Annotated in this window: 28 protein-coding genes and 1 tRNA gene; 11 read left to right on the top strand and 18 right to left on the bottom strand. The window is 45.3% G+C overall.

The genetic code is table 11. The features are described 5' to 3' along the window. The first annotated feature begins 71 nt into the window (after window positions 1-71). From MD536_RS05570 to MD536_RS05560, 3 genes are all read left to right on the top strand, one after another. Window positions 72-392: a hypothetical protein gene (locus MD536_RS05570; RefSeq protein ID WP_239596575.1), complete on the top strand. Its 321-nt coding sequence runs from the start codon at window positions 72-74 to the stop codon at window positions 390-392. 63 nt (window positions 393-455) lie between these two features. Beyond that, window positions 456-1,502, top strand: a complete 1,047-nt coding sequence (locus MD536_RS05565) for a hypothetical protein (protein ID WP_239596573.1) — start codon at window positions 456-458, stop codon at window positions 1,500-1,502. Window positions 1,503-1,504: 2 nt separating this feature from the next. Continuing rightward, entirely contained in the window at window positions 1,505-1,990 is a 486-nt protein-coding gene (locus MD536_RS05560) for a nucleoside deaminase (protein WP_317208105.1), read from the top strand. Here MD536_RS05560 and MD536_RS05555 read toward each other — a convergent pair. Then, window positions 1,987-2,343, bottom strand: coding sequence for a hypothetical protein (locus MD536_RS05555; protein WP_239596572.1), 357 nt, complete (start codon window positions 2,341-2,343; stop codon window positions 1,987-1,989). The two genes, MD536_RS05560 and MD536_RS05555, sit on opposite strands and share 4 nt — an antisense overlap. Beyond that, window positions 2,340-2,918, bottom strand: coding sequence for an RNA polymerase sigma factor (locus tag MD536_RS05550; RefSeq protein WP_239596570.1), 579 nt, complete (start codon window positions 2,916-2,918; stop codon window positions 2,340-2,342). The genes MD536_RS05555 and MD536_RS05550 overlap by 4 nt, the downstream gene beginning before the upstream one ends. A gap of 63 nt (window positions 2,919-2,981) precedes the next feature. On the opposite strand from MD536_RS05550, the gene MD536_RS05545 reads away from it, so the two are divergent. Beyond that, complete coding sequence (locus MD536_RS05545; protein ID WP_239596569.1) at window positions 2,982-3,743, top strand: C40 family peptidase; 762 nt, start codon at window positions 2,982-2,984, stop codon at window positions 3,741-3,743. Here MD536_RS05545 and MD536_RS05540 read toward each other — a convergent pair. The 7 genes from MD536_RS05540 to MD536_RS05510 all read right to left on the bottom strand — a co-directional run bounded on the left by MD536_RS05540 (window position 3,736) and on the right by MD536_RS05510 (window position 7,839). Beyond that, a complete protein-coding gene (locus MD536_RS05540; RefSeq protein WP_239596567.1) occupies window positions 3,736-4,155 on the bottom strand; it encodes a TSUP family transporter in 420 nt (139 codons plus the stop codon). The two genes, MD536_RS05545 and MD536_RS05540, sit on opposite strands and share 8 nt — an antisense overlap. Then, on the bottom strand, window positions 4,155-4,700 hold the full coding sequence (locus MD536_RS05535; protein ID WP_239596565.1) for an inorganic diphosphatase: 546 nt from the start codon (window positions 4,698-4,700) through the stop codon (window positions 4,155-4,157). The genes MD536_RS05540 and MD536_RS05535 overlap by 1 nt, the downstream gene beginning before the upstream one ends. Before the next feature lie 29 nt (window positions 4,701-4,729). Then, a complete protein-coding gene (locus MD536_RS05530; RefSeq protein ID WP_239596563.1) occupies window positions 4,730-5,137 on the bottom strand; it encodes a nuclear transport factor 2 family protein in 408 nt (135 codons plus the stop codon). Window positions 5,138-5,188: 51 nt separating this feature from the next. Next, window positions 5,189-6,160 (bottom strand): PhoH family protein, encoded by a 972-nt coding sequence (locus MD536_RS05525; RefSeq protein WP_239596562.1) that lies wholly within the window; start codon window positions 6,158-6,160, stop codon window positions 5,189-5,191. 86 nt (window positions 6,161-6,246) lie between these two features. Then, window positions 6,247-6,648: an SET domain-containing protein gene (locus MD536_RS05520; RefSeq protein WP_239596557.1), complete on the bottom strand. Its 402-nt coding sequence runs from the start codon at window positions 6,646-6,648 to the stop codon at window positions 6,247-6,249. After that, a complete protein-coding gene (cysM, locus tag MD536_RS05515) occupies window positions 6,645-7,532 on the bottom strand; it encodes a cysteine synthase CysM (protein ID WP_239596554.1) in 888 nt (295 codons plus the stop codon). Before cysM ends, MD536_RS05520 begins: the two co-directional genes overlap by 4 nt. Before the next feature lie 40 nt (window positions 7,533-7,572). Next, window positions 7,573-7,839 (bottom strand): hypothetical protein, encoded by a 267-nt coding sequence (locus tag MD536_RS05510; protein ID WP_239596552.1) that lies wholly within the window; start codon window positions 7,837-7,839, stop codon window positions 7,573-7,575. A gap of 92 nt (window positions 7,840-7,931) precedes the next feature. Here MD536_RS05510 and MD536_RS05505 point away from each other — a divergent pair, with 92 nt between their 5' ends. Continuing rightward, the gene (locus tag MD536_RS05505) at window positions 7,932-8,390 is read left to right on the top strand and encodes a DUF4268 domain-containing protein (RefSeq protein ID WP_239596550.1); all 459 of its coding nucleotides are present in this window, start codon (window positions 7,932-7,934) and stop codon (window positions 8,388-8,390) included. Here the strand turns inward: MD536_RS05505 and MD536_RS05500 are convergent, their stop codons facing one another. Continuing rightward, window positions 8,391-10,283 carry a beta-N-acetylhexosaminidase gene (locus MD536_RS05500; protein ID WP_239596549.1) on the bottom strand — a complete coding sequence of 631 codons (1,893 nt, stop codon included), beginning with the start codon at window positions 10,281-10,283 and terminating at the stop codon, window positions 8,391-8,393. A gap of 75 nt (window positions 10,284-10,358) precedes the next feature. Between MD536_RS05500 and MD536_RS05495 the strand changes: the two genes are divergently transcribed. Next, window positions 10,359-10,865 carry a hypothetical protein gene (locus MD536_RS05495; protein ID WP_239596548.1) on the top strand — a complete coding sequence of 169 codons (507 nt, stop codon included), beginning with the start codon at window positions 10,359-10,361 and terminating at the stop codon, window positions 10,863-10,865. A gap of 59 nt (window positions 10,866-10,924) precedes the next feature. Here the strand turns inward: MD536_RS05495 and ahcY are convergent, their stop codons facing one another. The 5 genes from ahcY to MD536_RS05470 all read right to left on the bottom strand — a co-directional run bounded on the left by ahcY (window position 10,925) and on the right by MD536_RS05470 (window position 15,431). Continuing rightward, window positions 10,925-12,253 carry an adenosylhomocysteinase gene (ahcY, locus tag MD536_RS05490; protein WP_239596547.1) on the bottom strand — a complete coding sequence of 443 codons (1,329 nt, stop codon included), beginning with the start codon at window positions 12,251-12,253 and terminating at the stop codon, window positions 10,925-10,927. Between the two features lie 90 nt (window positions 12,254-12,343). After that, a complete protein-coding gene (locus MD536_RS05485) occupies window positions 12,344-12,811 on the bottom strand; it encodes an NUDIX hydrolase (RefSeq protein WP_239596546.1) in 468 nt (155 codons plus the stop codon). Window positions 12,812-12,814: 3 nt separating this feature from the next. Next, complete coding sequence (locus MD536_RS05480; RefSeq protein ID WP_239596545.1) at window positions 12,815-13,753, bottom strand: magnesium transporter CorA family protein; 939 nt, start codon at window positions 13,751-13,753, stop codon at window positions 12,815-12,817. A gap of 12 nt (window positions 13,754-13,765) precedes the next feature. Then, window positions 13,766-14,578 carry a diaminopimelate epimerase gene (dapF, locus tag MD536_RS05475; RefSeq protein WP_239596540.1) on the bottom strand — a complete coding sequence of 271 codons (813 nt, stop codon included), beginning with the start codon at window positions 14,576-14,578 and terminating at the stop codon, window positions 13,766-13,768. Beyond that, window positions 14,556-15,431 (bottom strand): nucleoside phosphorylase, encoded by an 876-nt coding sequence (locus MD536_RS05470; protein ID WP_239596539.1) that lies wholly within the window; start codon window positions 15,429-15,431, stop codon window positions 14,556-14,558. Before MD536_RS05470 ends, dapF begins: the two co-directional genes overlap by 23 nt. An 85-nt stretch (window positions 15,432-15,516) precedes the next feature. On the opposite strand from MD536_RS05470, the gene MD536_RS05465 reads away from it, so the two are divergent. The 5 genes from MD536_RS05465 (at window position 15,517) to MD536_RS05445 (ending at window position 19,839) form a co-directional block, all read left to right on the top strand. Then, window positions 15,517-15,587, top strand: a tRNA-Cys gene (locus MD536_RS05465). A 699-nt stretch (window positions 15,588-16,286) separates the two neighbouring features. Beyond that, complete coding sequence (locus tag MD536_RS05460) at window positions 16,287-17,129, top strand: vWA domain-containing protein (protein WP_239596537.1); 843 nt, start codon at window positions 16,287-16,289, stop codon at window positions 17,127-17,129. After that, on the top strand, window positions 17,130-17,873 hold the full coding sequence (locus MD536_RS05455; protein WP_239596533.1) for a protein phosphatase 2C domain-containing protein: 744 nt from the start codon (window positions 17,130-17,132) through the stop codon (window positions 17,871-17,873). Continuing rightward, window positions 17,873-19,552 (top strand): hypothetical protein, encoded by a 1,680-nt coding sequence (locus tag MD536_RS05450; protein ID WP_239596532.1) that lies wholly within the window; start codon window positions 17,873-17,875, stop codon window positions 19,550-19,552. The genes MD536_RS05455 and MD536_RS05450 overlap by 1 nt, the downstream gene beginning before the upstream one ends. Then, window positions 19,549-19,839: a DUF4236 domain-containing protein gene (locus tag MD536_RS05445; protein ID WP_239596530.1), complete on the top strand. Its 291-nt coding sequence runs from the start codon at window positions 19,549-19,551 to the stop codon at window positions 19,837-19,839. The genes MD536_RS05450 and MD536_RS05445 overlap by 4 nt, the downstream gene beginning before the upstream one ends. Before the next feature lie 708 nt (window positions 19,840-20,547). Here MD536_RS05445 and MD536_RS21920 read toward each other — a convergent pair. Genes MD536_RS21920 through MD536_RS05435 form a run of 3 tightly spaced genes read right to left on the bottom strand, consistent with a single transcriptional unit; the run spans window position 20,548 to window position 22,260 of the window. Further along, window positions 20,548-20,892, bottom strand: a complete 345-nt coding sequence (locus MD536_RS21920) for an ATP-binding protein (RefSeq protein ID WP_262915899.1) — start codon at window positions 20,890-20,892, stop codon at window positions 20,548-20,550. Next, window positions 20,873-21,196, bottom strand: a complete 324-nt coding sequence (locus MD536_RS21915; protein WP_262915898.1) for an ATP-binding protein — start codon at window positions 21,194-21,196, stop codon at window positions 20,873-20,875. Before MD536_RS21915 ends, MD536_RS21920 begins: the two co-directional genes overlap by 20 nt. A 17-nt stretch (window positions 21,197-21,213) precedes the next feature. Beyond that, window positions 21,214-22,260 carry a Mu transposase domain-containing protein gene (locus MD536_RS05435; RefSeq protein WP_239596528.1) on the bottom strand — a complete coding sequence of 349 codons (1,047 nt, stop codon included), beginning with the start codon at window positions 22,258-22,260 and terminating at the stop codon, window positions 21,214-21,216. Between the last annotated feature and the right edge of the window lie 39 nt (window positions 22,261-22,299).

Genomic DNA, 22,299 nt, shown 5'->3' with positions numbered 1-22,299 from the left:
ATTGTTGCTGGTAGCCTGAAAATTCAGTAATTTAAAGCAGACCAAAAACAGTAACCGTTAAAATAGTATCTATGAGCACAAATGCAGAGAACCTGAAAGACAAGGCAGAAAATGCCTGGGAGAAATTTGAGGACAATGTAGAAGAAGGCTGGGACAAGATCGAAGACAAGGCAGAGGCGCTCTGGAAGCAGTTCCAGGCCAAGACAGGATTCAGTGATGAAAAAATTGCTGAGCTAAAAACAAAAGCCAGCACGAAAATTGATGAGTTAAGTGCAGAAGTGGACACCTGGGATGATGAAGCAAAAGAAAAGTGGGAAGAGCTTAAAACCAAGGCCAGTGGCTGGTGGGCAAAGCTGAAGGACAAGTTCGATGGTGATGAGACGCCCAAATAAAATACTAAACAAGCCTTCAACAACGTTGAAGGCTTGTGTTTAAAGACCCTGAATAAAGTGTTTATGAAATCTAATAACCTGTTTACAACCATCGCAAGTATTTCTATTGCAGCCAGCTTATTTGCCTGTGATAGCGCTCCCACTACAACCGCTGCCATTGCAGCAACCGGTGATACTACCAAAGTTCCCGCAACAGCACAGGCAGCTGAACCAGCTCCTGCAGCACTCACCCTGGATACTGCCCTTTACAATGAGCATATCCAACACATGGTAAATGGCGATAGCTCTGGCAAATGGCCCGCTAAAACGGATTACCCTAAAGCAGGGGCGATCCTTCCTTTCAAACGCATCATCGCCTATTATGGCAACCTCTATAGTACCCGGATGGGTATCCTGGGAGAATTACCTCCCAAACAAATGATCGACCGCCTCAAAGTGGAAATCAAAAACTGGGAAGCAGCGGATCCCAAAACCCCTGTTCAACCTGCCTTGCATTATATCTGTGTTACGGCACAGGGTAGTCCCGGTGCTGCTGGCAAATACCGCCTGCGCATGCCTTTCAAACAAATCGATTCGGTATTGAACATCGCCAAGATGATTGATGCCATCGTGTTCCTGGATATCCAGGTGGGATTAGGTACCCTGCAGGAAGAAATCCCCGAACTGGAAAAATACCTCGCCATGCCGAATGTACACCTGGGTATTGATCCCGAGTTCTCCATGAAAGGCGGACAGGCACCTGGCAAGGTAATCGGCTCTTTTGATGCCGCCGATATCAACTATGCAACCGAGTACCTGGCCAATATGGTGAAGAAATACAACCTGCCTCCTAAAGTGCTGGTGGTACATCGTTTCACCCGCCCAATGGTGAAAAACTATCAGCAGATCAAAACCCGTCCGGAAGTGCAAATTGTAATGCATATGGATGGCTGGGGCGCACCTGCCAGAAAGATCGGCACCTACAAACATTTTATCTACACCGAACCGGTTGAATACACCGGCTTCAAAATCTTCTATAAAAACGACCTGAAAGAAACACCCTCACGGTTACTGACAGCCGAAGAACTGATGAAGTTGAAACCACGTCCGCTCTATATTCAATACCAGTAAACATGGAGTTAACCGGGAACAACGATCTGTTTTTTCTGGAGCTGGCGATTGAAGAAGCCATAAAGGGCATGGAAGCCGGAGAAGGCGGCCCCTTTGGTTGTGTGATCGTGAAAGACAATGAAGTATTGGTGCGCGCTCATAACCGGGTGCTCTGTACCAATGACCCCACAGCTCACGCTGAAGTGGTAGCCATCCGCGAAGCCTGTAAAGCACTGAATGATTTTCAGTTAACCGGCTGCACAGTCTATGCTTCTTGTGAACCCTGTCCCATGTGCATGGGTGCACTCTATTGGGCAAGGCCGGAACGCATCGTGTACGCGGCTTCCAAACAGGATGCTGCTGCAGCGGGTTTTGATGATTCTTTCATTTATGAAGAGATCGCAATCCCTCATGCAGAACGACAGATTCCTTTCATTCATGTAATACATCCTGAAGCGGGCTCTGTATTCGAGAAATGGAAAGCGATGGAGAATAAAACCCTCTATTAGCGATTCAATAATTGAAGCACTACATAGGCTAAAATAAGAAAGGCAAGGATCAGGAGAATCGCCAGGTAAGTCCAGGGATTTTCCCTGATCCTTTTCTTTTCCCGGCGTTGTTTTTTGCTTTGCAGGTAGAGCTTCAATTCCTTATTGAGCTGGTTCACATAGCGCTGCAATTCTTCCTTGTTGCCAAAGGCTTCCAGTCCTTCCAATGCATCGGATTCAAATTCGTTTTCCTGCAGCCAGGCTTCTACGAGATGGCGATCGGAATGCGACAATTTCCCACTGATATAATCCATCAGCAACTGATTGTCGATATCCTTATTGCTATTGGCTAATATGTTGAGTAAATTGCTCATTTGCTGCTTTCATTTTCCTTCCGCTTGCGCTGTATCATCAACCGCAGGTTCCGTTTGCCATTTTGAATACTGCTCTTCACCTGCAAAATGCTGTACCCCGTTTCCTCCGCCACCTGCTGATAACTTTTCTTTTCCAGGTAGAATAAAGTTACACATTGCTGCTGCTCCGGATTCAGGTTTTTTATACTCTCGTGCATCCAGTCGAGCATCTGGTCTTTTTCTTTGATCGATAATTTCTCATCACTGTCCTCAGTCTCCGCCATTTGTTCTGATAACTCTACCAACTGCCGGTTTTTATCCCGGAACTGCATCAGGCAATGGTTTTTCGCGATCATATACAACCACGACTTGATAAATTCCACCTCGTATTTCTCCAGCTCCGTAATGGCTTTCAGAAAGATCTGCTGCACGGCATCGCGGGCTGCTTCTTCGTTCTTCAGGTACTTCATACACACACCTAAGAGTAGGAGAGTGTACCGCTGCAACAGGATACCCAGCCATTCCTTATTACCCTCCTGGTAATAGCGGCGCAGTAGTTCCTGTTCGCTGATATGGTTGTACTTGTCGTTATTCACTGGTACAATTTATCATTTTTATAGAGATGCCAGTTGGCGCGTTTTCCATAATTTGTGCGGAATATGTTTAGCGAAGCGATTTATATCCCAGTTGTATCTGTTTGCCCCGTGCGGGAAGCACCTAACCATCGCAGTGAAATGACCAGCCAGTTGCTCCTGGGAGAACAGGTGCATGTGCTGGATAACGCTGTAGATGGCTGGTTGCAAATCCGTTCCCTGCACGATGGGTACGAAGGCTGGTGCCAGGCCATTCAACTCGCAGAACTGGTAAACCCAACCGAACCAATTGGTTATTACGATCACGAACTCGGCTTTGCTAACGTAAACGGACAACCGATGCCGGTATTCATGGGCACGCCAGTACACAAAGAAACCATCCAGGCCGGTGTGTTTTCTATTTCCTTCACTGGGCTCACTACCAACACAACCGACGAAGACAAACAGGTACAGGTAGCCGAAATTGCCTTACAATACCTGAACACACCCTATCTCTGGGGTGGCAGAACCTTTGCAGGCATTGATTGCAGTGGCTTCGTGCAGATGGTCTACCGCCAACTCGGTATCCACATGCAACGCGATGCCTGGATGCAGGCAGCAGAAGGAGAGTCCGTTGGTTTCCTGCAGGAAGCACAACCCGGCGATCTTGCCTTCTTTGATGAACCGGATGGCCGCATTACCCATGTTGGTATTTTGCTGAATGATCATGAAATCATTCATTCATCGGGCAAAGTAAGAATTGACGATATCGATCACCAGGGAATTATCAGTCGCGACCAAAAGAAAAGAACCCATAAGTTAAGAATCATCAAACGATATTTCAGCTAAAGACAGATTTGATCCAGCGTATCACTACCTGGTCCCAATGCAGTAATTTAACCGCTGAGTACAACATCAGCACTGCGAAGATTTTCTTCATCAGCTCCCCATCAATGCGGGTAGCAATTTTTCCGCCTAGCAGTCCGCCTAAGATAAAACCAATAGCCAGCAAGCCCACCACTTTCAAATCAATCGGAGTGCCCTGGGCCAGGGCATATTTGTAGTATTGATAGAAGCCCAAAAACACCACCGGCAACATCAGTACACCGAGGGAAGTGCCCTGGGCCTGGTGCTGGCTGTATTTCAAAAAATAAACAAGGGCAGGCACCAGCACGATTCCTCCACCGATGCCTACCAGTCCGCTTAAAACGCCAGCCAGCAAACCGATCCCAATAATCAATATGAGTTCGGAAGCGGGCATTATGATTTTTGGAAAGTTTCTTTGTAAAAGGCGATACCATCCTGGATGATCTTCAGGGCAGTCGCTTTATCCTGGAATTCATTCACCACCACACTCTTGTTTTCCAGGCGCTTGTATTCTTCAAAGAAATGCCGCAGTTCATCAAAGAAATGTTTGGGCAGCTCTTCAATATTGTTGTAATAATTCACACTGGGATCATGGGCTGCTACCGCGATGATTTTATCATCTGCATCGCCGCTGTCGATCATGCGCATCACCCCAATTACCTTGGCTTCCATCAGGCACATGGCTTGTACGGGCTGACTGGTAATCACGAGGATATCCAGGGGATCCTTATCATCGCCATAGGTCTTGGGAATAAACCCGTAGTTACAGGGATAATAGAAAGAAGAGTAAATGATCCGGTCCAGTTTTAATAAACCGCTTTCTTTATCGATTTCGTATTTGGCTCTTGAACCCTGTGGAATTTCAATTACCGCAGTTACCACTCTGGGGGCATTTTCACCGGTAGGAATACCATGCCATGGGTGTGATACAGTTAACATCTTTGTTGTTTTTGTTTCAGTTGGTTTGCTTAATGTAATTCTTTCAGATCTACCTGCCAGATGCCATTTACTTTTACAATTTTGATGACAGTAGTGTCCTTGCTTTTGTAAGAATTGGAAAAGGAATAGTGAACCGTAGAGTCGTTTTCATTCTCAATCTTGATCGGCAGGATATTCGCGTTCTTGAAGGAGACCCGCTCTTCGGTGGAAAGCTTATTGTAGTAATCCTTTTTCCATTTTTCAAACAGCATGTTATTGGAAGAGTCTTTCAGGAGATAAAACTCTGCTTTGCGCATATTGCCATCCAGGGAGGCGCGGATAAACTCGCGACCAGCATCCTGCGCATCTTCTGCCGGGGTGAAACTGGTTTCATCGGAACAGGCTGCCATAAAAATGGCACAGGCCATGAAAACTTGAGCCAGGATTGTTTTTTTCATAGCTGCAAACATAAAGAAAAGGCGCCAGTTGCGAAACTGGCGCCCAAAGGTTTACTGAGCTTGCTGTTCCCGCTCTTTTTCTCTGTCATAAGCCCGGATAATGGCTTTCACCAGGCGGTGACGTACCACATCCTCCTCATCCAGGGCGACATGGGAGATGCCATCCACGTTTTTCAGAATGCGGACTGCTTTTTCCAGTCCGCTTTTCTGATTCTTGGGAAGATCTACCTGGGTCAAATCGCCGGTGATAATAGCTTTTGCATTGGCACCAATCCGCGTCAAAAACATTTTGAGCTGCAGGTCGGTGGCATTCTGGGCTTCATCCAGAATTATGAAAGCATTGTCGAGTGTACGTCCGCGCATGTAGGCGAGGGGCGCAATCTCAATGGTTCTGTTACTCATGTAGTAACCAAGCTTGTCTGCCGGAATCATATCATCCAGGGCATCGTATAATGGGCGTAAGTAAGGGTCGATCTTTTCTTTGAGATCACCGGGTAAGAAACCCAGGCTTTCTCCCGCTTCCACAGCCGGACGGGTCAGAATGATTTTCTTGACGATCTTGTTCTTCAAGGCACGCACTGCCAGGGCAACTGCGGTATAGGTTTTACCCGTACCAGCCGGACCAATCGCAAAGAGGATATCATTCTTGTCGGCACCTACCACCATCTTCTTCTGGTTGGCTGTACGCGCGCGCACTGTTTTTCCATTCGGACCGAATACCAGAATATCATTGGGATTGCGGTCAACAAAATTGTCTACAGTCTCAGCATCATCGCCACCTAAAATCTGCTCAAAATAATTTTCACTCATGTGGCCATTGCGCTCTAAGTATTGCACAATGAGATCAATTTTTTCTTTCGCTGTATCTACCTGTTCAGGAGCGCCGCTTAATTTGATCTGAGTTCCGCGTGATAATATTTTGAGGAGAGGAAATTTCTTTTTTAGGATATCCAGTTTACCATTGTTAACACCGAAGAATTCAATTGGGTTAACGGTTTCGAGGTTGATTATTTTTTCAGTCAATGCACACAGGTTTATGTTTCACAATTTAAGTTTCCCTCAAGGAAAAACAAAGTTACTTATACACAGATTGTGGATATGTTAATTCTTCAAATCTTTCCGATGCAATTGGGTGCGCCACAAGTGCAGCGGCGTTTTCCTTCGTGATGTGTTTCGCCATAATTGCAGGTGAGTTCTTCGCCTTTTTTGATCGGCCTCAAGCTGTAGAATTCTACTTTCTGATAACAGCAGCGCATGTAGGTATTCGGCGCGCAGGAATGATTCACAAAACGTAGGGCATTGGCATTGATGGAGGCATCGAGTGCAAAGCCATCGCCGAATTCCACCATCGCCACTTTCTTTTGTTGTTTGATGCGTTGTCTTGCTACACGCACTGAAACAATTTCACCACCCAACTGACCGATTTTTTTTCTGGCAGGAATGCGCTGCGCAGCAAAACATCCGGTACCGTCGATATTGCTTTTATGATTTTCTACCTTAAAACGAATCATTTCTTATCAAAGAGATCAGATGAGAGATAACGATCGCCCCGATCGCAGATGATACAAACAATAACACCAGCGTTTATTTCTTTGGATAATTCAATGGCCGCATGTACTGCACCACCACTACTCATGCCACTGAAGATGGCTTCTTCTCGTGCCAGGCGGATGGCCATTTTACGCGCATCTGTTTCTGCTAATTCAATGATGCGATCCACTCGGCTGCGATCAAAGATTTTAGGCAGATAGGCTTCCGGCCATTTGCGGATGCCGGGAATTCTTGAACCATCTGTAGGCTGACAACCTACTATCTGTACAGCGGGATTTTGTTCTTTCAGATATCTTGAAACCCCCATGATGGTACCGGTAGTGCCCATCGCGGAAACAAAATGCGTTACGGTACCATTGGTATCTCTCCAGATCTCCGGACCGGTAGTGCGATAATGCATATTGTAATTATCCGGATTGGCGAACTGATTCAACATTAGGTAACCACCTTCTGCTACGCGCGCATTGGCATAATCAATCGCGCCTTCCATAGATTTTTCTTTGGGGGTAAGAATCACTTTGGCACCAAAGGCTTCCATGCCCAGCACGCGTTCACGCGTGGCATCTTCGGGCATCACGAGTTCAATCTCTACATTGAATAAACTGGCAATCATAGCCAGTGCAATACCGGTGTTACCACTGGTTGCTTCAATTAATTTGATGCCGGGTTTTATTTCTCCACGGTCGAGTGCACCCTTGATCATGCCATAGGCGGCTCTGTCTTTCACACTGCCACCCGGGTTGTTGCCTTCGAGTTTGGCGAGGATGGTTACATTGGGATTAACGATAACGTGCTTCAGTTCAACGAGGGGAGTATTCCCTACCAGGTCCAGGATTCCAGCCATTGCTTGTATTTGTGATTTGCAGACTGGAAAGTTATAAAACTTAGGCCAATTCCTCTTCAATCATCTCGCTCATGCGTTTTTCCTGGTCGGTAATCCATTGAGGAAGGGGTTGAGGTATGATGGTCCAGTGCTGGTCGTCCTTGCGCATGCGGAACATGATCCGGTTGCCGCGATCATCTACCACATCAATGGAAAACAAGGTTTCCTGCAACACCCTCATTTTTCTGAAATTGAATTCACGTAGGCGGCCATCCGCCTTGATCAGACGGGTGAATTGAATATTTTTCACAAATTGTATCTGCTGCATATGATTTCAGTAAGCAATTCCCGTGCTAAGTATTTCTAACACCCTGCTAATTTCCTGCTTTTTTTCCCCATTTCCGCATTTATTTTTGCCGCATGTATTCAAAACAGGAAGCATCGGCACTGCGACAGGCATTCTACACTGCATTTGGGGCTTATATGGCACCGGTTTTATCGGCGGATGCCGAACCGCAGAACTGGATCAATTACAAAACCGGTGTCAAACATATTCATATTCGCATGGATACCCCAAACCGGGGTGCCAGTATTGGCATCGTATTAACAGATCCGGATCCTGTAGCCCGCCTGCAGGTGTATGAACAGTTGCAGCAATTGCAGGGCATTTTAAACGAAACTACGGTCTTTGAGGACTGGAGCTGGGAGCCAATAACCTACAATCAAACCGGACAGGAAATCAGTCGCATTTTCGTAAGCCTTGAACGCGCTTCCGTGCTGAACAAAGCAGACTGGCCCGAGCTGATCAGCTTTTTCAAAGCGCGCCTCATTGCACTCGACCAATTCTGGCGACTGGTAAAATTCCAGTTCGAAGCCTGATTATTTGCGAATGCGTTTTCTCAGGTCTGCGAGTGGTAAGATCATCAGCTTGCCAATTGGTTTTCCATTGCGATAAGTTTGAACGCGCAAGGTGCTGGCACCAGCAGGAAAAACAATCGGACTCTTGTATTCCGGATAATAATTATCGGGCGGAAATTCATCAAAACTGTAATGAATGTTCAGATTGGGTACTTCTGTTTGCATGCTTACTTCCACAGACGTATCCTTCAAACGCACTGAAACTATGGGGTCATACATACTGGTGGAATAATTGATGCCTGCCTGGTCAAAGCGATCAAAATGTTTTTCTATTCTGTTCACAAAACTGGTCCAGTCTTTTTTCTGCTGCGGACTCCAAACTGATTCCGCCACCGCAAAAGCTCGAGGCCATAACATGTACTCAGCATGCCGTACCGTATGCAAGCGTTCACTCCAGAGATTGGCTTGTCCGCCTAATACATAAGCCGGATCAGCGCCCTCCGGAACTGGGTTGAATTCATAGGTTTTTTTCAACCGCAGCATGCCATAGGTAGGCGGCTCCGACAGTGGATCACCCTGGTACAAATCCACATAGGTATAACTATTGGGAGACATCACCACCGGATGTTTCATTTTGGAAGCTGTTATGCCTCCTTTCTCACCCTGCCAGCTCATTACTGCCGCACCAGGTGCGAGTCCGCCTTCCATGATCTCATCCCAGCCCATCATCTTCTTGCCCTTGGAGGCGATGATCTTGCCCACGCGCTTCACAAAATAACTCTGCACTTCGTGCATGTCTTTCAGTTTTTCGCGCTGCATGAGGGCTTTTATTGCCGGCGATTTCTCCCACCAGCCCTTGTAGGCTTCATCACCACCCATGTGGATGTATTCCATCGGGAAGAGGGCTGCTACTTCTGTGAAGATGGTATCCAGGAGGGCGTAGACTCTTTCATTAGCCGGACATAAATTATTATCGATATCACTGTAAAACTTGCCACCACCGGGCCAGTGCATAAACCGATCGCCGCCATTCACCTGGTATTCGGTGCCGGGAGTACAACTAAGGTCTGGGTAAGCAGCTAAGATCGCCATGCTATGCCCCGGTATATCAATCTCCGGCAGAATGGAAATATGTCGCGCTGCTGCATAAGCCAGCAGTTCCTTGATATCTTCCTGGGTATAAAAACCTCCATAGGTCTTAGCTTCTTTAGGATCCTGCTTGCCGAACTCTCCCCAACGGCCAGTACGTTCACCTCTGAAAGCACCTACTTCCGTTAACTTCGGCAGGGCCTTAATTTCTAAACGCCAGCCCTGGTCGTCGGTTAAATGCAGGTGCAGACGATTGTATTTGTAGGCCGCCATATGATCGATGAAATCCTTCACCTGCTGCTTGGTGAAGAAATGGCGAGCCACATCCAGCATCAGTCCGCGCCAGCCAACACGGGGCGCATCTTTGATGCTGCAATAGGGGAGCGACCAATAATTTACACCAGTTACTTTTGATTTGCCTTCAATAGCAGGCGGTAATAATTGCCAGAGCGTTTGCAAACCATAGAATAATCCCGCTGAAGAAGGGGCTTCAATCAACACGCCCTTCTCATTTACAGTTAACTGATAGGACTCCGGAGAACCAGCTGATTTGGTTAGTTTAATCTGGAGCTGCGCCTGGTCGGCCGAACTTTCTTTTACACTGATCCCCGCTGCCGTAGAGAATTTAGCGCCCAACTGCTGCAGCAAAAAGCTTTTATCCTTAATCCCTGCATCAAAAGAAACATTGAGAGTAGCAGGCAAACTATACCTACCTGCACTGTACCTTGCTTCCACCGGAACCGGAATCAATGCCGGTTCTGCAACCTGCGCAAAAGAAGCAACTGCCAGCAACAGCAGGCCCAGCAATCCATAACCTTTAACCATTTCAAAACTGTTTAAGCCTGAAAATTACTGGCTATTTTCTTAACTTGACCCCAAAAGCAACAGAAATCCAACCGTATGCGAAATATACTCTTCGGAATTTTATTTGTACTAGCAGGCAATACCCTCAGCGCACAACAATCCGATTGCAAACTCATCATAGGCAACGATGAATTCAGCAATGCACCCAAACTTTCTACCGGTTTCGTACAACTGCAAAACGTGCAATTGAATATCGATGCCAATGGTAAAGAATTTGATCTCTTTTTCATCATCAACAATCCGGCTGCCAACTGTATTGGTGAAGAATCCGAGGCCCTCTTTGTATTCGAAGGTGGCAAACAGAAAATGGAAATCAGAAATACCGGCGGCGATAATTGCAATGGATTTTTTCACATCATACTACGTGGCGGACAATTCACGCCGGCCAACCTCACCAAACTGGCTACCAAAAAAGTAGTCACCATCAGTTTCAGTGATCGCAACGATAAAAAAACCATTGTAAGTTTGCGGCCGGAAGAGCAGGATCTGCTCATGAAGATGGCAGACTGCATCGCTAAAGAAGCTAAAACATTGGGTAAGTAAGACAAATAAAAAATCCTGGTACAAGACCAGGATTTTTTTATTGCGATAACCTTCAACTATTAATAACGATACATTTCCGGCTTAAACGGACCTTCTTTTGGAATACCCAGGTACTCAGACTGAGCAGTAGTCAACTCATCCAATACCACTCCAATTTTCGCCAGGTGCAGACGAGCTACTTTCTCATCCAGGTGCTTCGGCAACACATACACTTTGTTTTCGTAGGCACTGGTATTGGTCCAGAGTTCAATCTGAGCCAGGGTCTGGTTGGTGAAAGAGTTACTCATTACAAAGCTGGGGTGACCAGTAGCGCAACCCAGGTTTACGAGGCGACCTTCAGCCAACAGGATGATGTCTTTACCATCTACATTGTAGATATCAACCTGGGGTTTGATGGTGTCTTTGGTATGACCGTAATTGTCGTTCAACCAGGCCACATCAATTTCGATATCAAAGTGACCGATATTACAAACGATCGCTTTGTCCTTCATCAGTTTGAAATGTTCGCCAGTGATCAGATCACGACAACCGGAAGCAGTAACAACAATATCAGCTTCTTTCACAGCATCAATCATCTTCTTCACTTCGAAACCATCCATCGCAGCCTGCAGGGCACAGATCGGATCAATTTCTGTAACGATTACGCGGCAACCGGCACCAGCCAGGGAAGCAGCAGAACCCTTACCTACATCACCGTAACCACCAACCACAGCTACCTTACCGGCCAGCATGATATCAGTAGCGCGACGAATAGCATCCACCAATGATTCTTTACAACCATATTTGTTGTCGAACTTGCTCTTGGTAACAGAATCGTTCACGTTGAAAGCAGGAACAGGAAGGGTGCCATTGGCCATGCGCTCATACAGACGATGCACACCAGTAGTAGTTTCTTCACTCAGTCCCTTGATATGCTGAATCAGCTCGGGATATTTATCAAATACGATATTGGTCAGATCACCACCATCGTCGAGGATCATATTCAACGGACGCTCGGGACTACCGAAGAACAGGGTCTGCTCAATGCACCAGTCTGCTTCTTCGAGGGTCTGGCCTTTCCAGGCATAAACACCAATACCGGCAGCAGCAATAGCAGCAGCGGCATGGTCCTGTGTAGAGAAGATATTACAAGAACTCCATTTCACTTCCGCACCCAGGGCAACCAGGGTTTCAATCAACACAGCCGTTTGAATGGTCATGTGCAAACAACCGGCAATGCGCGCACCTTTCAGGGGCTGGCTGGCGCCGTATTCTTCTCTCAATGCCATTAAACCGGGCATTTCAGCTTCGGCTAAACGGATTTCTTTACGTCCCCATTCAGCCAGGCTGATATCCGCCACTTTATAGGGAAGAGTAAAATCAATAACTGATTTTGTGACAGTAGACATGCTTATACTTTTATTTGGGTGCAAAGATACAATAAAGGATTTTTATCTGAAACCTTTGTGTAACTTGTTATATCCTTGCTTATCAGTAGGTTACACAGGGATTCCGCCATTTTTTAACAGTTTGGCCACAACTTTATCGATCGGTAAGTGTACAGCGTCTTCACCAAACTGGTCCCAGTCGATAAACCGGAAGGATTCAATCTCCTGGGTGGTTTCATAGAGCTTGTGCTGGTCCTCATCAAATTCAAAAGGCGTCAGGCGAAGGGGCACCGCAATCGGCTCCAGGGCTTTGGCATAATAATAAATGGAAATGATCTGCTGGGTGGGATTGAACGCACTCATCTGGTAAAAGTCGGTGGTATAAATATGATCCCCCACTTCTACCTTGAGATTCATCTCTTCCAGGAATTCACGGCGCAGGCAATCGCGGGTGCCTTCTCCAAATTCGAGTCCGCCCCCAGGGAATTTGGTAAAAAAATCGCCGCGAATCTTTTCATCACTCACCAATACCTGGTTTAGCTCATTTAAAAGAATACCATAAACCCGAATCGTAAACATAGATCAGAATAATTTTTTCTTGAGAAAGAACCAGCCGATGACCAGGGAAATCGCCAGGGACAAAAAGACCGGAATATAAAAAGCGAAGGGCGAATTGGCGTAGGGGATGGGCACATTCATCCCATAGATACTGGCCACCAGTACCGGGAAACTCAGGGTGATGGTGATCACCGAAAGGCGCTTCAACACTTCGTTCTGGTTATTGGCGATGATACTGGCAAACGCATCCAGGGTACTGGAAAGGATATTGGTATAAATATTCGCCATTTCCAGGGCCTGGGAATTGTCTACAATTAAATCGTTCAGGAATTCGCGTTCCTCTTCATTGAGGCCCATGAAATTGGTGCGTTCCAGTTTGATCAGCAGGAGTTCGTTGCTGCGCAGGGCGGTCACAAAATACACCAGGCTTTTCTGGATCCGCATGAGCTGGAGCAGTTCCTCGTTCCGGTTGGCATCGTAGAGTTTTTGTTCCAGCAGGTTGCGCTTGTGGTTGATTTCCTTGAGGAATTCCATATAGTTCTGCACCACTTTCTCGATGATCTTGAGCACCATCATTTTCCGGTTATCGGGATGGCGATTCTGGAAGGTATTCAGGAATTTCTTGATGGCATCGTTCTCAAAGGAGTTCACCGTAACGATCTGGTTGTGGGTAAGGATAATACAGATCGGGATAGTGATATAAAAGGCATCGCTGTCGTTGAAGGAATTGTTCTCCGTAGGGGTTTTGATCACAATCAGCTTCACATTGTCCTCTTCCTCGAAGCGGGTACGTTCATCGATATCCAGGGAGTCGGTCAGGAAGTCGAGGGGAATATCCAGTTCCTCCGAGAGCTCGGTAAACTCTTCCTGTTTCAGTGGCGGGAGCACATTCACCCAAACGCCATCTTCTGGTTTGTGGATCGATACAGTCTGATGGTTGATATTTTTGAAGTATTGAATCACTCCGCTCGTTTTTTAGGGAAGTAAAAGGGTACCGGTAAATACTTTTTCGGCGGGACCAACCAACCAGATATTGGAATAGGCGCCATTGGGATTGCGATCAAATTCAACAGAGAGTTTGCCGCCGCGGGTTTGCACCGTGACCTCATTAAAGCCCTGTTCATTGTGGTAATTCACCAGGGCGCTGGCCGTAACACCGGTGCCACAGCTCAGGGTTTCATCCTCTACGCCGCGTTCATAGGTGCGTACCGCGATTTCGTGTTCATCTTCCACCTCTACAAAATTGACATTGATACCGGAGGGCTGGAAGGCTTCCTTGTTGCGGATCTCCCGCCCCTTCGTGAAAGCATTGTATTCATCGAGGCGATTAACCATTTTCACATAATGCGGGGAACCGGTATTGAGGATATAATCGCCGGCGCTCTCCTCAATGGAAGGCACATCCTGCATTTTGAGGCGAACCAGTCCGCGTGCATCGATCTCTGCTTCATGCGGACCGTCGATCGCAATGAATTTATAAACCGTACGCACAATACCCTGGTGGTAGGCGAACATGGTAAGGCAGCGGCCCCCATTACCACACATGGTGCTTTCGCGGCCATCGGCATTGAAATATTTCATTTCAAAATCGTAGCCGTTGGCGGCATTAAGCAGCATGAGGCCATCGGCACCGATGCCAAAGCGGCGATCGCAGAGAAAGTGGATCTGTTCCTGGGTAAGGTGGTTGTAAACACCCTCGCGGTTATCGAGGATGACAAAATCATTACCCGTGCCCTGATATTTATAGAAGTTGATCTCCATGGGGTTAAGTACCAGCGATAATTTCAAGTGAGCGCACAATCAATTTTTCTACGGCTGCCTGTCCATCTAATGAAAAGGTTTTGTTGACCCGGTTGGCGACGATTACATTGAGGCTCAGGCAATGGTGCCCCAGTAAACGACTCAACCCATAGATGGCGGAGGTTTCCATTTCAAAGTTAGTGATCCTATGCTGACCGTACTGAAAATCTGTGAGGCGATCTACCAGTTGGGGGGCAGCCAGGCCGAGGCGGAGGATTCTGCCCTGGGGACCATAGAAGCCGGGACAGGTAACAGTGATACCCTGGTGATAACCCTCGGTAAAATGTTTGAGCAGGGAAGGGGCAGCGGCGGAAATATAGGGCTGGGTGATGGAATGGTGGATCTGGGTTTGGGTAAGGAAGGACTGGAGCAGTTCCTGTTCCTCTTCATTTTGTTCGAGGCGATAGAAGTGCAGGAGGTTATCGAGCCCGAGGCCATGGGTGCCGGCCACAAAGGAGTCGACCGGGATATCGGCCTGGAGGGAACCACTGGTACCGAGCCGCAGGATGGAGAGGCTGGATAAGTTGGGTTTAATGGTACGGGTAGAGAAATCGATATTGACCAGGGCATCGAGTTCATTGAGCACGATATCTATATTATCTGGGCCGATGCCGGTGGAGACAACCGAGATGCGTTTCTTGCCGAGGGTGCCGGTATGGGTGACAAATTCTCGGTGCTGTCTTTGAACCTCGATTTTGTCAAAATATTTGCTGACTACCTTGACGCGATCGGGATCACCAACCGTGAGCACGATAGGGGCGAGCTCATCGGGGTGGAGGTCGAGGTGATAGATTGCGCCGCGGTTGGTAATAATTAATTCGGAGGGGGCAATAGGTTTCATTCGGTGGCGTTATTAGAAAGAATTTTTTATGGTGGAATTTGTAACGAATGTATAAAAATCCTACATTCGTGCCCGATTCAAAAATGGTCCTGTGGCCGAGTGGTTAGGCAGAGCTCTGCAAAAGCTTCTACAGCAGTTCGAATCTGCTCGGGACCTCAGAAAAGAAGAAAGTCCGTATAGGTGAAACTACCTTTGCGGACTTTTTGATTATACCGTTCGGGTATGTTTGATCGTCCATTCGGGTATTTGCAAGCGTTGTGTCACCGTTCCGGCATCGTTCAACCACCGTTGTTTCACCGTTCCATCACCGTTCTTCAACCGTCAGTGAACCGTTCAGCAACCGCTCCAGCCTGGTTTCCCAACTCAAAATTTACAAATTACGGTTTCCCGTAAGCGAAACTGTTTAAGAATTATTATATTGGTGTTACTTGTCCTGTGATTCCCAGCCATGGGACTCATGTGGCGAAGCAATGGGGGGGATTCAAGTCTTTAAGAGAAATCCGTTTAAACGAAAGGGTAAGTTTCAGTCTTAATATTTCAAACAATGTATTGACACACATTCAATCAATCTGAACGCGAAGAATGCAATTAGTTTTGAGTATTTATTATCGATTTGCACATCTAATTGCGTAAACAAATGTGTTGTACGTCACCCTGTTTGACACACCCTGCAAGTTCTGGCAAACAGGACGACGACCCCAACTGCCAACGCTTCAGCAAAAGCAAAAGAGGTGCAAGCCAACACACAAGGCGATGCTAATGCACCACATTTGCTTTTGCGCCGACGCACAGGGAGACAGTCCGACAAATTCTAAAACCTTATATTCACAACCCAATCTTAAAACCAAAACTGAAATGGCATACACAGCAGAAATTAGTAGAACAAATCCTAGTTGTTTTCTTTTCGTAATTGACCAGTCAGGTTCTATGTCTGACAATTATGTAAGTGTTGGCAAACCCAAATCTGAAGCACTTGCCGACGTCATCAACCGAATGCTTCAACAGCTTGTAATAAAATGTGCAAAATCAGAAGGAGTGAGAGACTACTATCATGTTGGCGTACTTGGATACGGAGCTAATGGAGTGAAGCCAGCATTTGGAGGAGCTCTTTCAAACAAAAAACTTGTTCCTATCTCTGAAATCGCAGATAATCCTGCAAGAATTGAGGAAAGAACTAAAAAGGTATCAGACGGAGCAGGAGGGCTTGTTGATACAAGCATTAAATTCCCCATTTGGTTTGACCCTACCGCAAGTGGAGGCACACCAATGACAGAGGCATTCAAACAGGCTAACAGCATCATTGAAGATTGGTTAAGTTCTAATCCTCATTGTTTTCCCCCAGTTGTAATTCACATTACTGATGGAGAAAGTACTGATGGTGACCCTACGCAAGAAATGAACAGATTAACAAGACAGTCATCTAATGATGGAAATGTAATTCTATTCAACCTACACACTAATGCAAGAAGCACTAACGCAATTTCTTTTCCAGGTCCTGAAACAACGCTTCCAGACCAATATGCAGAAAAGCTTTTTAATGGAGCTTCATCTCTTCCAAGTTTCATGCGTAATGTAGCTGCACATGAATTTGGTCTAAGCCTTTCAGATGGTGCAAAAGCATTCGTTTTGAATGGTGACATTGATTTAATTATCACAGCGATAGAAATTGGAACAAGACCAAGTCTTCAATTACGATAAATGTTAAAGTGCAATTTTAAGAGTATTACTACGTCAAAATTTGGAAATACGGCAGATGAAAACGAAGACAATCTTTTAACTCCCAGCAATGCCGATGAAACTCTTTTACGGTTTGCTATTTCGGATGGCGCTACTGAAACTTCATTTTCAAAAGAATGGTCTGATCTCTTAGTTACTTATTATAAAGACAACTCTTTTGAGCAAGACCATTTTGGTTCTACGTTGGACAAGGCATCCAAATCGTGGCAATCAATAGCTACCGCTATTGAATTGCCTTGGTATGCTCAACAAAAGGCAGAGATTGGGGCGTTTGCAGCATTTCTTGGCGTCACAATAAACAGAGAAGAATTTATTTTTAATTCTGTGGCTATTGGAGACTGCACATTGTTTCAGGTAAGAGGAAATGAACTGATGCTGTCTTTTCCTATGTTGAAAGCAGAAGAATTTGGGAACACACCACATCTGCTTTCAAGTAATTCAAAATACCAGAACGGAGTAGAAACGCAATTGAAATATTATAAAGGCGAAATTCTTCCTGATGATACTATAATTCTTGCAACAGATGCAATAGCAGCGTGGGTACTTAAACGAACAGAAAAAGGCGATAAGCCTTGGAACAGTTTACAATGTCTTTTATCTTTTGAGGATTATAAAACCGACTTCCAAAATTGGCTTAACAACAAACGACAGGAGAGTGAAATCAAAAATGACGACGTGACGTTAATAGTCATAAACTTTCAGTAATGCTGCTTCCAAGAGGTGATGAATATAATGTTGCGGTTCAAAATCCTAAAATCGCTTTTACAGACCTTGATTTAAAGAGTAGTCAGGTTGAAACTACTCCTTTAGGTTTACCAAAACCCTATTCAGGTGGGTTCACCATAACTTATAAACTTGCAAATCATCAGAAAGGTTGGGCTGTACGATGCTTTCACAGAGATATACAGGATTTGCAAAGAAGGTATCAGGCAATTGGAAACTTTTTAGCCAAAAACGGTTCTCAATACTTCGTTGAAGCAAAATATTTATCGGAAGGAATAAAAGTAAATGGTAAAGGATACCCGATAATCAAAATGCTTTGGTTAGAAGGAGAGCCTTTAAATATTTATTTAAGCAAGGTTTACAACCAAAAGGCAAAGATTGAAAAACTATTAGCCGACTTTACAAATCTAATCAGTGAGTTAGAAAGGTTTGGAATTGCTCATGGCGACTTGCAACATGGAAATATAATCGTAAAGAATGACAAGCTTTATTTGATTGATTATGATGGAATGTATTTTCCTGAATTAGCCTCACTCAAGACAAATGAGATAGGTCACATAAATTATCAGCACCCTAAACGTTCTGCTTCTCATTATAATCAGTACATAGATAGGTTTTCAGCTAATGTTATCTACGTTGGCTTAAAAGCTATTTCTATTAATCCAAATCTTTGGAAGAAGTATGACAACAGTGAGAACATTCTTTTCAAAAGCCAAGACTTTGCCGATTTACAAAACTCATCGCTAATAAAGGATTTATCAGCAATACCAGAACTAAAGCCTTTAGTTGAAAGATTGGTTGGCTGCTGTCATTTGGAGTTTGAAAAAATACCTTCTCTTAAAGAATTTTTATCAGGCAGCTTTTCCTACAATAAAAATGCTGCAGGAACAATTTCAATCACAAGAAGTCAATACGAAATAATTGATGCAACAAAAAAGGGAAGTCTCTTAGAACATTTTGGAGAAAAGATAGAAGTGGTTGGAAAGATTTCGGGAAAATTTTCAGGGAGTACTTATAGTGGTTCACCTTACATGTTCTTGAATTTTGGTTTATATCCAAGTCAAACATTTACACTTGTGATTTGGTCAGAAGGTATTTCAGCTTTAACAGCAAAAGGATTATCGCCCAGTTCTTTAGTTGGCAAATGGGTTAGCGTTACAGGAGTAATAAGCAGCTACAGTAATAAACCACAAATGATAATTGAGCTGCCATCTCAAATACAAATATTGAATAGCGAAACGGAAGCTAATCACAGATTGAAATTCAAACCTGCACCTGCAACGCCTAAAACAACTGTAACAACTACAACACCACCTAAAAAAGTAATTGACAAAGAAGCAGACATTTTCAACGACTTGTATAAACATAAACCCGTTTATACACCACCAAAACCAGTTGTTTCAACACCGCAAACCACGTCTAAACCTGCAACAAGAAATACTTACAAACCGCCAACCTATTCAAACACCAGTAATCAGCCAACTAAAACAACTTCAAGTAGTAGTAGTTCAAGTGACAATAGTGGATGTGTCGTGCCAGTTATTTTTGCAATTATCGGAGCAGCATTACTTGGCGCAGCTACAAAAGGAAAGTTATGGTTTGTAGGTGCTATCATTGGAGGAGTTATTGGTGCATGGATTTCAAATGCTTTCAAATCATGAGTTGGAGGTTTAGAAAAATGTTTCGGTTTGGTCCAGTAAGGACTACTATTTCCAAAAAAGGAGTTGGTGCAAGTTGGGGAATACCAGGCATTAGATTAGGCGTTTCACCTGATGGCGGAAAGTATATTAGTTTGGGCATCCCTGGAACAGGCTTGTATTTCATTAAATACTTATCAAGTCAACAGCAGACAAATACAAAGCAAAACGACAGACAAAACAAAGCAAAACAAACGCAGATTAAAAAGAATAACCAAGAAGAGCCTTGGTGGAAACAGAAAGATTTGTGACACCCAAGCTTTTGCAAGCACATTTGCAATTCACACCAAGCCGACACATAAGGCTAAAATTGCAAAAGAGCTTGCAAGCCAACGCACAAGGTGACACACCCTGCTCTTGTAGGACATAGTGTTTCAAGTGACACACCCGACAGAAGGGCGAACGTACAACAGGGGGGGTGTACAATAGCGGCAGACGAAACGTAGCATCAGCTTTTGTTTCGCTATTCATTAGAAGTTTCGGCTGACCCAACGCTGTTGAACAAAAGAATTTAATTTCATCAGCAAACCATTTTTGAGCTGCAGTTGTCGGTAGACGGAACACGGAATACCGCTACTGCACAAAGCCCTGTTCGTAGGTCGTAATACTGAAAAAAACCTCAAATGATAGTTCCAGTTAAAAATATTGTAGAACAAGTTGACCTGACATCAGAAGATGTTTTACTGCTACTGTTAGAGTGTGTCGTCAACTCAATTATTAACCTTGAGCAATCGCCGAAACCTAAATCAGAGAGAAAAATACAAATACAAACAGAGCGAGGCGCTTACCCACAGACACCTACTATAGACAATTTAAAAACAATATCTGCTTGTAAATTCCGATGATCTTGACCCCGGTATTCCGGGTGATGTTGACCCCCTTTTTCATAGGGCCTAAAAGTGCAGTAATGTAAAGAGCAGTTGTAGGATTCAAAAGTATTTATCTTAAGCGATACCTTGTTATTTTTTTCTCCTCAAGGAGTCGCCTTTCAATTCTATCCGATTTGCTTTGGCTGTCAATCTGTCCATTATGGCATCAGCAATCGTAGGTTCGTTGATATACTCGTGCCAGGCGCTTAAAGGTAACTGTGGGGTTATTAGTGTTGCATGTTTGCCATGGTGTTCTTCCAGGATCTGCAGCAAAGCGAGCTTTACATCCTGTTGCATGGGTTGCAGTCCAAAGTAGTCGAGTATAAGCAATATCTGGCGTTCCAGGTGGTTCAGCAGTTTAAGGTAAGATCCAGCCAGTTTTGAGAGCGTGATTTTCTCGATGAACCGGTTCATGCTATAGTAGGTTGTTTTCATGCCCATAAGGCATGCCTGTGACAAAATGAGGAAGTAAGGTGGCCAGTTGTTGCTTGGTTAGGTTCCTGGCTGCGGAGCAGCTGAACTGTTCCGGGATTGCGGGGAGCCTGAGTTTAGCCAGCTTGAGGTAATAGGCGGTTTTCTCCTGCTGCAGGAAGGGTTGTTCACTTTTCAGGAGCTGACCAACCAGTTCATGAGCATCAAGTTGTTGATGGATGGGTAGTTCCAGTTGCTGGCCGTACGTATGTGCCATGCCATGTAAGCGCAGTTCTTTCATTTGTTGCAGTGAAGCGGTTGTATTCATATTTGTTTGATAAAAGCTTATTGATACTGTTGAGCGCCCCGGATATTATCGTGTAGGGGTAAGGGTTGGTCTATGGTTATCCGAACCTGCTTGTCAATACCCGCAGTCAATATGTTTTTGATCATGGTGTAGGTAACCCTGGAGCCCGGCAGGGCCAGGCTGCAGGCAGCTTCGAGACGCTGCTTACCATAGCGCTTCTCAAACATCAACATCCCGAAGCAGGCATTGTAGTTCTGTTCCATATAAATGCTGTTGCCCAGCATGCTTTCTGTTACGGCTGCAGTAGCAGCTCCGATATGCCGGGCCTTGGTTAGCAACTCTTCTTTGGTCCAGCCTTTTGCAGACTTAGCCTGCTGGTGATTGAGCGGCATGTGCTCTCCAATAGTATGGTATCCGCGACCAGCTACCCGGATGTGCAGTGCAATGCGCTGGTAATCGTGATAGATCTCCACGGTTTGCTGATCGTACCAGACTTTGACTTTGCTACCCACATATTGCCAGGGTACACTGTAATAGAGCCTGTCTTCCCGAAGCTGGATATGATAGTTGCGCTGCATAGTGAGGATCGTACATTTTTTCAGCAGACAGGGCTTGGAAGGTAATCCGCGCAGCAGCGGACGTTCGTATTGGTCGAACAGCTCTCTTCTACTAAATGAAGAACCTTTGTAGTTGCGCAAGTTCAGTTGATCGAGCTGGATCCGGAAGTAATAATTAATCTCCGATAAAGAAGTAAAACGCTGGTTCCGCAACGGCGCATACACATACTTGTAAACCAGGTTGACGGCTTTTTCAACCATCGCTTTGTCTCTGGGTTTACCCGGTCTAGTGGCAGAGAAGGTAGTACCATAGTGTTCACTGATCTGATAACAGAGATCCGTAAATACAGGTTCGTATCGGTCTGCTTTAGTCACGGCCGTACGCATGTTATCACAGGTGATGGTTTGTGTTACGCCTTGCAGGTAGCGGAGCAGTTCATTGATGCCATGTAAGAGGTCGGCTGTTTTCTGGTGTTCCAGCGCAATACAGAAAATCAGGCCACTGTAAGGAAGAGTGGCAACAAACACATGATCTCTTCACAAGGATTTTACTACAGGTGCATATCC

The sequence above is a fragment of the Flavihumibacter cheonanensis genome (assembly GCF_022352215.1).
In the GTDB taxonomy this organism is placed as follows: Bacteria; Bacteroidota; Bacteroidia; order Chitinophagales; family Chitinophagaceae; genus Flavihumibacter; species Flavihumibacter cheonanensis.
The sequence above is the reverse complement of the archived record's forward strand: the minus strand, read 5'-3'. Positions and strand labels throughout refer to the sequence as shown.